Raw genomic sequence first — 10,518 nt, forward strand, 5'->3', positions numbered from 1 at the left:
AAGGCAGCTGCTGCTGCCAAGTCCAGGGCCAACGTGGATGAAAGGACGGAAGATGACAATAAGAATGAGCCATCCCCAAACCAGCCCACACTCAATCAAATTGTTCATGCTATTGAAAGGCATGTAGGACAAGATGCATTAATAGACCACTATATTAATAACCTATCAAAGGATGTACCTACAATAGTGGCGAATCCTGATACATACTACTCAATAGCTAAATTACTGCGTTATGATGAAAAGCTTAACTTTTCTTACTTATCGGAACTTCACGGCACCGATTTTGAAACCCATATGGAAATCTATGTACATTTGCATTCATTCGACATGAATCAATCCATTGCCCTTAAGGTGAAGCTGGACAGAGATTCTCCAGCCATTCCCTCCCTGGTCCCGTTATGGCAAGGGGCCAATTGGCCGGAATGTGAGGCCTATGATTTATTAGGCATCAATTTTCGTGGGCACCCTGACTTAAAGCGGATTTTACTTGGTGATGATTGGAAAGGGTATCCCCTTAGGAAAGATTATCAGCCTTATGATGTGGAGGTGTAACCCCAATGTTAAGGACGGAAGAAATGCTTCTCAATGTCGGACCTCAGCATCCGAGCACGCATGGCGTTTTTCGGCTCGTCATCAAGATTGATGGCGAAATTATAAAAGAGGCCACCCCCGTTATCGGGTATTTGCATCGTGGTACGGAAAAGCTGGCGGAGAACCTGCAATATACGCAAATCATTCCATATACCGATCGGCTCGATTATCTGGCGGCCATGACAAATAATTATGTGTTATGCCATGCTGTCGAAACAATGATGGGATTGGAGGTCCCTGATAGGGCTGAATATTTGCGGGTGATCGCCATGGAGTTGGGCAGAGTGGCGAGCCATCTTGTTTGGTGGGGGACATACTTGCTTGATATAGGAGCGACGAGCCCTTTTTTATACGCGTTTCGCGAGCGTGAAATGATCGTCAACTTATTGACCGAATTGTCGGGGGCACGGCTTACATTCAATTATATGCGAGTGGGCGGAGTGAAATGGGACGCCCCCGAAGGCTGGATTGCAAAGGTCGCCGAGTTCGTGCCTTATATGAGGGAGCAGCTTGCCGGTTACCATGAGCTGGTAACAGGGAATGAAATCTTCGTGAACCGGGTTAAAGGGGTTGGCATCTATACGAAGGAGGAAGCGCTGCAGTATTCACTTAGCGGTGCCAACTTAAGATGTACGGGTGTCAAATGGGATTTGCGGAAAAACGAACCATATTCGATTTATGATCGGTTCACCTTTGATGTTCCCACCCGGGAAGAGGGAGATGCCTTTTCCCGGTATCACTGCAGGATGGAAGAAATCGAAGAATCATTGAAAATCCTTGAGCAGGCGGTTGAACAATTTCCAGAAGGGCCGGTCCTTGCCAAGGTTCCCAAAATCATAAAGGTGCCAAAGGGTGAAGCCTTTGTGCGAATTGAGTCACCAAGAGGCGAAATCGGCTGTTATATTGCGAGTGAAGGGAAAAAGGAGCCATATCGTTTGAAGTTTCGCCGGCCTTCTTTTTATAATCTGCAAATTCTCCCCAAATTATTGGAAGGGGAAAATATGGCGAACTTGATAACGATATTAGGAGCCATCGATATCGTTCTAGGGGAGGTGGATGGATAAATGATCAAGGATTTACTCCACTCCGCTCCCAGCCTGCTGAATTTTGGCATTTATTTTGGTTTGGCGGTCCTGCTGTTATTCGTCGTCCTGGGGTTTGTCACTTATGGAATCCTCTCGGAACGAAAAATCATGGGGTTCATGCAGCTGCGGATCGGTCCGAACCAAATTGGCGGGAAATGGGGTCTCTTACAGACCGTTGCCGATGTTTTGAAACTTCTGATCAAGGAAGATACCATACCGAAAAAAGCCGACAGGCCGCTTTATATTCTGGCGCCGGTTATCGCCTTTGCCCCCGCTTTCATGGTCCTTGCCACTTTGCCGTTCACCGATGCGTTCCAATTTGCCGATATTGGGGTAGGTTTGCTGTATTATGTGGCGATATCCGGCATTTCGACGATCGGCATCGTCACGGCGGGCTGGGCGTCCAATAATAAATATTCGTTGATCGGTGGCATGCGCGCAGCCGCGCAAATGATCTCTTATGAAATTCCCTTGGTGATGTCGTTAGTGGGAATCGTCCTTTTGACAGGCAGCTTGAACCTGAACGACATCGTGGCTGCCCAAGAGAAGGTTTGGTTCATTTTCCTTCAGCCGATTGCCTTCATCGTCTTCATGATTGCGTCTGTGGCTGAGCTGAACCGGGTCCCTTTTGACCTTCCTGAAGCGGAATCGGAGCTTGTAGCAGGGTATCATGTAGAATATTCCGGATTTCGCTGGGCCTTCTTTATGTTATCGGAATATGTTTATATGTTTGCAATGGCCACATTAACCACTGTATTATTTTTAGGAGGATGGAATTCTATTCCGTTTTTGGATTTTATTCCGGCAGCCATTTGGTTCGGCCTCAAGTTCAGTGCGGTGTTCTATATATTGGTTTGGATCAGGGTAACCTTTCCTCGGATAAGGGCCGATCAATTAATGGAGTTCGGTTGGAAGGTGCTGCTCCCGGTTGCATTAGCCAATATATTCTTGACGGCCATCATAAAAGAAATCGTTCACCTTATTTAAAAAACTTAAAGCTGATCGGAAAGTGAGGGATTAACATGCTTGGTTTAGCTAAAGGTTTAAGCTATACATTAAAGAACTTGACCCGGAAAAAAGTGACGTATGACTACCCGAATGAACCGCTTCCGCTCCCTGACCGCTTCCGCGGAATCCAAAAATTCTACCCTGAAAAGTGCATCGTTTGCAATCAATGTGTGACGATTTGCCCAACGGACTGCATACAATTAACGGGAAAAAAACATCCGGACCCTTCCAAAAAGGGGAAGATCATTGACACGTATGACATTAATTTCGAAATTTGCATCTTGTGTGATTTATGCACGGAGGTTTGCCCCACAGAAGCGATCGTCATGACGAACCAGTTTGAGCTGGCGGAGTATAGCCGTGATCATTTATTTAAAAATTTGGAGTGGCTTGATGAAAATGATGAAAATATCCGGAAGGTGAATAAAGTATGAGTGTATCCGGCGAACTGATTGCCTTTTTTGGCTTGGCACTCGTCGCCATATTGGGCGGGGTGCTGCTAATTACATTAACGAAAGTGGTGCACATGGTCATTGCACTCGTTTTTACCTTTTTAAGCATTGCGGGCATTTATCTGCTGCTTTCGGCGGAGTTTGTCGCCATCGTCCAAATCCTGATTTATTCCGGGGCGATAACGATCGTGATGTTATTCGGAATCATGTTGACGAAGCATCGGGAACACGATGAACCGGCAAGAGGGGGATGGGGGAAATTACCTCTGCTGTTAGCGATTGCAGGATTCGCTGTAGCCGTCTATCTGGGAATCTATGATTTGGATATACCGGTACAGCCGACTGCCTTGCATGAGGAAAATACAAAACAAATAGGAATCGCACTGTTCTCTAAATATGTGATTCCGTTTGAAGTAATGTCGGTACTCCTGCTGGTGGCTTTAGTCGGTGCCATCGTATTAGCTAAAAAAGATGATGAGGAGGGAGATCGATCATGACGGGAGTTCCCTTGTCTGCTTATCTCGTATTGGCGCTCGTTCTTTTTTGTATAGGGCTGTATGGGGCCTTGACGAAAAGAAATGCTGTGATCGTTTTGATTTCAATCGAGCTGATGCTGAACGCCGCCAATATCAATTTAGTCGCCTTCAGTAAATTCGGGGTTACACCATCGATTACGGGCCAGGTGTTTTCTTTATTCACGATTACAATCGCTGCAGCCGAGGCGGCTGTAGGGCTGGCAATATTAATGTCCCTTTACCGCAATCGGAAGACGGTCAATGTCGATGAAATGGATATCATGAAGCATTGAGGGTTCATATGAATGAAGAAGGGGATTTGATACGATGATGGAGAACGCTTGGCTCATACCGATTTTTCCACTCGTCACGTTTATGGTTCTGCTTCTATCAGGTGGCCGGCTACGGGAGCGGGGGGCATATATAGGAATAATCTTTACGTTGGCTTCTTTTGTTTTATCGATGCTTACCTTGATGGAAAGGTTCACATCATCTACTTATAAAACAACGATCGATTGGCTTGCGATAGGGGGGACGCAGCTTACGGCCGGATTCGAAATCAATCAGCTTAATGCCTTGATGCTTGTGATCGTTTCCTTTGTCAGCCTGCTTGTCCAAATCTATTCATTGGGGTACATGAAGGGTGAAGAGCGATTCTCCACTTTTTATGCTTATCTGGGCTTTTTCACCTTTGCCATGCTTGGACTGGTCATGGCGCCGAATTTACTGCAGCTTTATTTCTTCTGGGAATTGGTCGGGGTAGGCTCCTTCCTGTTGATTGGGTTTTACTTTTATAAACAGGAAGCCAAGAATGCAGCGAAAAAGGCATTCATCATGACCAGGATCGGGGATGTGGGCCTATTGATTGGAATTATCCTCCTATTCTGGGAAACGGGCAGCTTCGAATATGGGGAGATTTTTCAAGCCGTTCACTCGGGTGTGATATCGGATGGGAGCTTGACGTTGATCGCCATCCTCATTTTTATTGGTGCCGTTGGGAAGTCGGGGCAATTTCCGCTTCACACATGGCTTCCTGATGCAATGGAGGGCCCAACGCCGGTTTCCGCACTCATTCACGCTGCAACCATGGTGGCCGCAGGCGTATATCTTGTAGCGACCATGTTCCCGGTATTCCTCGCTAGTGAAGCGGCCATGCAGGCTGTCGCCGTAACAGGCGGATTCACAGCCATTTTTGCCGCGAGTATCGCTTCTGTCCAAAAGGATGTCAAGCGGGTATTGGCTTATTCGACCATCTCTCAGCTTGGCTTCATGATGCTAGCTTTAGGTACTGCGGGCTATGTGGCCGGTGTGTTTCATTTAATGACCCATGCCTTTTTTAAAGCACTGTTGTTTTTGGCTGCTGGCAGTGTCATTCATGCCATACATACACAGGATATTGAAAGGATGGGAGGGTTATGGTCGAGGCTGAATTGGACAGGGCCGCTGTTCTTGACTGGAACTCTGGCGATATCAGGTTTTCCCTTGCTCTCGGGCTTTTTCAGTAAAGATGAAATTTTGATGGCGGCATGGGTGAATGGTAACTATTTCTTGTTTTCACTCGCGGTGATCACCTCATTTTTAACTGCCTTTTACATGTTCCGGCTATTTTTCATGATTTTTGCCGGAGAGTCTCGCAATCAAGCAGATCAGGTCAAGGAATCTCCTGCGGTCATGCTGCTTCCCATGCTTGTTTTAGGGGTACTGGCTGTGGTCGCTGGATATATCCAAACCCCGTGGTTCGGGACCTTCCTTGGTGAGTGGCTTGTAGAGGGGAATGAAGCTGTGCTTGGTGCCGGACATAGTGAGGGACCTGTTTGGATCATGGTCCTTGCCGTGCTTGTGGCGCTTGCCGGGATCGTGCTTGCCTATATGATGTACGCTAAAGCGAAGCTGCCCCGGGGCTGGCTCGTCAAAGAAAACTCCACATTATATCGAGTTTTGGAAAATAAGTATTATATTGATGAAATTTATTATTTTACTATAGTTCATGCAACGAAAGGGATTAGCTTATTTCTATCATATATTGAAAGGTTCATCATCGGTGGCTTGATATCGACTGTAACCGGTTCAATAGAAGGGTGGGGGAAAATAGGATCTAAACTGCAATCGGGGCAGGTACAGCAATATGGGATGATCGCGTTTCTTGGTCTTGCGGTATTGCTGGTCATTTTTGCTTTAACTGGGGGGTATTTAAGATGAATGCCTATTTGCTCTCGCTTTTAGTGTTTTCACCTTTGCTTGGAATCTTGATGGTCGCCCTGATGCCGAAAAATGAGGGAAGGACCATCAAGCAATTTGGCTTTTTCGGAACGCTTCCCCCCCTATTCCTCTCGTTCTTTTTATGCAGCCAATATTATTCGGGAGTGGCTCTTTCCAGCTTTAACATTAAGGTCGATTGGATCAGGTTCGGAAATTTGGAGATGTATGATCCCAAGCTTTTTACCGTGAATTTTGAGTTGGGGCTGGATGGATTGAGCCTCATCTTCCTATTACTGACGACCATCATTTCTTCGATGGCGGCAATGGCCTCGATATATATAAAGCGCGGATGGAAAGGCTATTACTTGTTATTTTTGATCCTGGAGATCGGGATGCTCGGTGTCTTTACGGCAGAAAATCTGATTCTTTTCTTCATCTTTTTTGAAATGACGTTGATTCCCGCCTTCTTCTTAATTGGTAAGTGGGGCTTCCTTGAGAGGGAAAAGGCGTCGTATCATTTTCTGATTTATAACGGGATCGGTTCGGCCGTATTATTGGTGGCCATTTTGATTTTGTTTGCCCGGACAGGTACGACCAACATTGCGGCTTTGACCCAAATGATGACAATGGGCGGTGTATCGCTGTTTGCGCCGATTTCGAGTTCGATGAAATATGGATTATGCCTTGCCTTTCTCATTGCTTTTGCGATAAAGCTGCCCGTATTTCCATTTCACAGCTGGATGGTGCGGGTGCATGCAGAGGCGCCTCCCTCCATTGTCATGATTCATGCTGGTGTTCTATTGAAAATAGGGGCTTATGGGATCATCAGGTTTGGAATGGGGATATTCCCTGAACAATATAAAAGTTTGGCATTTGCGATTGTGTTGATGGGAGTCATCAGCTTTTTATATGGAGCCTTGCTAGCGATGCTGCAAACCGACTTCAAGCTTGTTTTAGCTTACTCATCGATCTCGCATATGGGGATCGTCATGATGGGGCTGGGGGCCTTGAACGAAGCGGGGCTGCAGGGGGCAATCTTTCAAGTCATCTCACACGGCTTAATCGCTGCACTTCTGTTTTTCCTGGTGGGTGCATTGAACGAAAGGACAGGGACCACGATGCTCCCTGCGCTTGGGGGATTGGCGAAGTCGATGCCTGTATTTTCCGGGTTTTTGCTGGCATGTGGTCTGGCTTCACTCGGTCTGCCGGGCATGTCCGGCTTCATCAGTGAATTCATGGTGTTTCTCGGCTTATTCAAAAGTCAGCCATTGCTTGCTGCAATCGGGGTGATCGGACTTGTTTTGACAGCCGTCTATATACTGAGGGCAGTCATGCGGATGACGTTTGGCAAGAATGATAGCTTGGTAGAGAAAGAGAAGCGGGACCTTGAAAGCTGGGAGTTTGTACCGGCATTGGCGCTTCTCGGCCTGATCATTGCGATCGGCGTGTATCCAAATATGTTAGGCGGGCCTCTTCAAGGTACGATAGAAGCCGTGATGCTTGCTCTAGGGGGGCGATGATAGATGGATTGGAACACGATGCTTTCTTATAATTGGGGAGCGATGATGCCTGAATTCATCATCCTTGGCACGACCATGGCTCTATCGATATTGGATTTGTTCTGGCCGGTGCACTTTAATCGAAGGAAATTGGCGTGGTTCGCGCTAACCGGCATCATTTTGGCAGGCTTGTCGCTTGTCAGCCTATTATCCTTTGAGACAGTCAGTATTTTGTCCGATACATTTCGTTTGGATTCATTTGCAAAAGCCTTTAAGCTCCTGTTATTGGTCGGTGCGGGGCTTATCATCCTTCTCGCTGAAGGCTATGAGCCGAAAGAGGGATTGCGTGAACACCGTGGGGAATTTTATTATCTGTTCCTGACCGCTTTGCTTGGTGCGATGATCATGACCTCAAGCGGGGATTTGATAACACTGTTTGTCGGGCTGGAGCTGCTTTCCCTTTCATCCTATATATTAGTCGGAATACGCAAACGCGACCGTTCCTCTAATGAAGCATCGATGAAATATGTAATAAACGGCGGGATTTCCACGGCCATCACCTTATTCGGGATGAGTTATTTATATGGGGTTACAGGTTCAGTCAATCTAGGGGAAATGAGCAGGACGATGGCCGGGATGACGGACAGCCAGCTGCAATATATCATGGGCCTCGCATTCTTCATGGTTTTTGTCGGTTTATCCTTCAAGATAGCCGCCGCTCCCTTTCATATGTGGGCACCGGATGCTTATGAGGGTGCACCGATACCTGTGGCGGCCTTCTTAAGCGTCATTTCAAAAATGGCAGGTTTTGTCATCCTGCTGCGCATTTTGCTTTCCTTGTTCCTGACAGCTCCCGGTGATGCCTTCGGGGCACTCGACTTTTTGGAAAAAAATGATGGCTATATAGCATCCATGGCTGGTCTAACAATCATCATTGGAAATGTGGTTGCGTTAAGGCAGCAAAATGTAAAACGATTATTTGCCTACTCAAGCATTGCCCATGCAGGGTATCTCCTTGTGGCTGTGGCTACATTGGGCGGAGGGTATTTCCTGCTGGATACGATCTGGTATTATTTACTGGCATACGTATTGATGAACATCGGCGCATTTGCAGTCATTCAGCTGCTGTCCAGCCAAAGCGGTACAGAGGATATCAGCATTTTTGCGGGACTGGGAAGGAAATCTCCGTATCTGGCACTTGCATTCACCATCTATATCCTTTCGCTGGCCGGAATTCCAGGGACGAGCGGTTTCATTGGCAAACTGAATATCTTCCTAGGGACATTCATTACCGAGCCTGGCCATTTTGTCCTTGCCGGAATCATGATTGCAGGAACCATCGTCTCCTATGTGTATTACTTCGGATTATTGGTCCAGGTCTTTTTCCGGCCGATCCATTCAGATAAGGTCATAAAGGTTCGCTCGGGTGTTTCTGCCGTTCTGATCATTTGTGCAATCGGCACCGTACTTTTTGGGGTGGCGCCAAATATTGCCTTCGATTTTATTCATGAACAATTTGGTGATTTTACAGACTTTATTTCGGGTAAATGATATAATGCCTATAAATAGGGGCTTGTTCCATTGGATCAAGCCTCTATTTACGATTTATAAAAGATATTTTGCAATTCTTCCTTTTATATTCCAAATATGAGGGCGTTTTGTGTTAGAATAGAAGACGGGTGTCTTTTAGGAGGTATGTACATGTTTTCAGCAATGGGACAGCAGGCTTTAACAGGGATAATTGCACATTTGTTTTTCATCGCAGTTACCTGGTGGGCTCTACAGGCATTACATTTCGATAAAATGTTAAGATCGAATTCGGTCATCAAGGCCAGGGTTTTATATATTTTATTGACGGTTGCCATCGGTTCAGTTGTGAGTAATTTCTTCCTTGACTACCTGGGATTTGCAAACCAACTCCCGTATATGTTCAGTGATGACTGATAAGCTGTAAGACTCTGTTTATAGCAAAATAAGATCCTACTCTTTTATTCGCCATGCCTTCCCTAGCAACATCCAGCTGGAAGGTATCATCAATTGTCGGAAAAACTTGAAGTATGATTTCTCTCCTTATGGTAATAATGCATAAAAGGGGAGGGATTTAACATGTATAATGTAAACAAAAAAATGTTAATATACATAGTATTTCTTGGTTTGATGGTGATTTTAATTGGGAATAGAACGATTGTGGCAGAAACTAAACCAGATATAGTCAAAATGGTTGGACTGTTACAAGAAGATAAGGATTTGGACATAGGTGATTGGTCTGTACTCGCTAGAGAGATAAATAAAGAGATTGCAACTAAACAAGAGTTTGAAAGCGAAGTTTTCGCTTTGAAACAAAAATACCCTCAATTTCAATGGCACCGGAAAGATGATGCTTCCGGCTGGAAGGCTGAGGCGTTAACGTACAATATCGATTCAGGTCTAACCGAGTCTATCAAAATAATGACAACGAAAGAGGAACTTGATAAAGTTACCTATGTCATTTATGAAGTGAAGGGACAGAAATGGAAAAAAGGCAATCCAGCCTTTTTTACAACCACATTCCAGAACAGGGTAAATGACCTATTTATAGGGACTCCTTCAATTTTTTCTTGTATTAAAGGGTCTATCAATGATAATATGGATTCGGTTTTAAACTCTAAAACTGAAGACCTGTTAGATATGTTCCAAGCAAGGGAAATTGAGAGTGTGCATGAAACAAACTTTACATCAATATCTGCACATTCAACATTGTTTAAACAACCTTTGACAAAAGAAAAATTAAATTTGCAGTTTGGGCTACGGACAGAAGGATTGGGTGAACGAACGAACTTTGTAGTTGGCACACCAATCATAACGTTTGAATATTAATATAGAGAAAATGGACGCGGAGGGGAATACTTTTGGAAAAAATCATCGTCCGCGGCGGAAAAAGGCTTAGCGGGACAGTTAAAGTAGAAGGTGCTAAAAACGCCGTTTTGCCAGTTATCGCTGCAACATTATTAGCAAGTGATGGGAAAAGTATCATTAAAGATGTTCCTACGCTCTCCGATGTATATACAATCAATGAAGTATTGCGCAACTTAAATGCAGATGTTGCCTTTCATGATAATCAAGTAACTGTAGATGCATCAAGAGAGTTATTAGAAGAAGCACCATTTGAATATGTGCGTAAAATGAGAGC

The 10,518-nt window shown here is 45.3% G+C and carries 11 protein-coding genes and 1 pseudogene; all 12 read left to right on the plus strand.

Annotation, left to right across the window (positions count from 1 at the left end):
• Positions 1-552 (plus strand): NADH-quinone oxidoreductase subunit C (locus CVN76_RS09740; protein WP_198512531.1); only part of this gene is annotated, 552 nt, incomplete at its 5' end.
• A gap of 5 nt (positions 553-557) precedes the next feature.
• Entirely contained in the window at positions 558-1,655 is a 1,098-nt protein-coding gene (locus CVN76_RS09745; protein WP_100531089.1) for an NADH-quinone oxidoreductase subunit D, read from the plus strand.
• Positions 1,656-2,663 carry an NADH-quinone oxidoreductase subunit NuoH gene (gene nuoH / locus CVN76_RS09750; protein ID WP_100531090.1) on the plus strand — a complete coding sequence of 336 codons (1,008 nt, stop codon included), beginning with the start codon at positions 1,656-1,658 and terminating at the stop codon, positions 2,661-2,663.
• Positions 2,664-2,698: 35 nt separating this feature from the next.
• A complete protein-coding gene (gene nuoI / locus CVN76_RS09755; protein ID WP_057911921.1) occupies positions 2,699-3,118 on the plus strand; it encodes an NADH-quinone oxidoreductase subunit NuoI in 420 nt (139 codons plus the stop codon).
• Complete coding sequence (locus CVN76_RS09760) at positions 3,115-3,633, plus strand: NADH-quinone oxidoreductase subunit J (protein ID WP_100531091.1); 519 nt, start codon at positions 3,115-3,117, stop codon at positions 3,631-3,633. The genes nuoI and CVN76_RS09760 overlap by 4 nt, the downstream gene beginning before the upstream one ends.
• Complete coding sequence (gene nuoK / locus CVN76_RS09765; RefSeq protein ID WP_064467120.1) at positions 3,630-3,944, plus strand: NADH-quinone oxidoreductase subunit NuoK; 315 nt, start codon at positions 3,630-3,632, stop codon at positions 3,942-3,944. The genes CVN76_RS09760 and nuoK overlap by 4 nt, the downstream gene beginning before the upstream one ends.
• Before the next feature lie 34 nt (positions 3,945-3,978).
• Positions 3,979-5,850 carry an NADH-quinone oxidoreductase subunit L gene (nuoL, locus tag CVN76_RS09770; protein ID WP_100531092.1) on the plus strand — a complete coding sequence of 624 codons (1,872 nt, stop codon included), beginning with the start codon at positions 3,979-3,981 and terminating at the stop codon, positions 5,848-5,850.
• Entirely contained in the window at positions 5,847-7,370 is a 1,524-nt protein-coding gene (locus tag CVN76_RS09775) for a complex I subunit 4 family protein (RefSeq protein ID WP_100531093.1), read from the plus strand. Before nuoL ends, CVN76_RS09775 begins: the two co-directional genes overlap by 4 nt.
• A 3-nt stretch (positions 7,371-7,373) precedes the next feature.
• Positions 7,374-8,900: an NADH-quinone oxidoreductase subunit NuoN gene (gene nuoN, locus CVN76_RS09780; protein WP_100531094.1), complete on the plus strand. Its 1,527-nt coding sequence runs from the start codon at positions 7,374-7,376 to the stop codon at positions 8,898-8,900.
• A 150-nt stretch (positions 8,901-9,050) separates the two neighbouring features.
• Positions 9,051-9,293, plus strand: coding sequence for a DUF1146 family protein (locus tag CVN76_RS09785; RefSeq protein ID WP_061141263.1), 243 nt, complete (start codon positions 9,051-9,053; stop codon positions 9,291-9,293).
• Positions 9,294-9,455: 162 nt separating this feature from the next.
• Entirely contained in the window at positions 9,456-10,205 is a 750-nt protein-coding gene (locus tag CVN76_RS09790; RefSeq protein ID WP_100531095.1) for a YwmB family TATA-box binding protein, read from the plus strand.
• Positions 10,206-10,237: 32 nt separating this feature from the next.
• Positions 10,238-10,518, plus strand: a pseudogene (locus tag CVN76_RS09795) (UDP-N-acetylglucosamine 1-carboxyvinyltransferase); the annotation flags it as partial.

The organism is Bacillus sp. mrc49 (genome assembly GCF_002803435.1).

Bases quoted from the DNA above. Each gene is read 5' to 3' on its own strand.
- CVN76_RS09745 (WP_100531089.1), top strand. From the start codon at position 558: ATGTTAAGGACGGAAGAAATGCTTCTCAATGTCGGACCTCAGCATCCG.
- nuoH (WP_100531090.1), top strand. From the start codon at position 1,656: ATGATCAAGGATTTACTCCACTCCGCTCCCAGCCTGCTGAATTTTGGC.
- nuoI (WP_057911921.1), top strand. From the start codon at position 2,699: ATGCTTGGTTTAGCTAAAGGTTTAAGCTATACATTAAAGAACTTGACC.
- CVN76_RS09760 (WP_100531091.1), top strand. From the start codon at position 3,115: ATGAGTGTATCCGGCGAACTGATTGCCTTTTTTGGCTTGGCACTCGTC.
- nuoK (WP_064467120.1), top strand. From the start codon at position 3,630: ATGACGGGAGTTCCCTTGTCTGCTTATCTCGTATTGGCGCTCGTTCTT.
- nuoL (WP_100531092.1), top strand. From the start codon at position 3,979: ATGATGGAGAACGCTTGGCTCATACCGATTTTTCCACTCGTCACGTTT.
- CVN76_RS09775 (WP_100531093.1), top strand. From the start codon at position 5,847: ATGAATGCCTATTTGCTCTCGCTTTTAGTGTTTTCACCTTTGCTTGGA.
- nuoN (WP_100531094.1), top strand. From the start codon at position 7,374: ATGGATTGGAACACGATGCTTTCTTATAATTGGGGAGCGATGATGCCT.
- CVN76_RS09785 (WP_061141263.1), top strand. From the start codon at position 9,051: ATGTTTTCAGCAATGGGACAGCAGGCTTTAACAGGGATAATTGCACAT.
- CVN76_RS09790 (WP_100531095.1), top strand. From the start codon at position 9,456: ATGTATAATGTAAACAAAAAAATGTTAATATACATAGTATTTCTTGGT.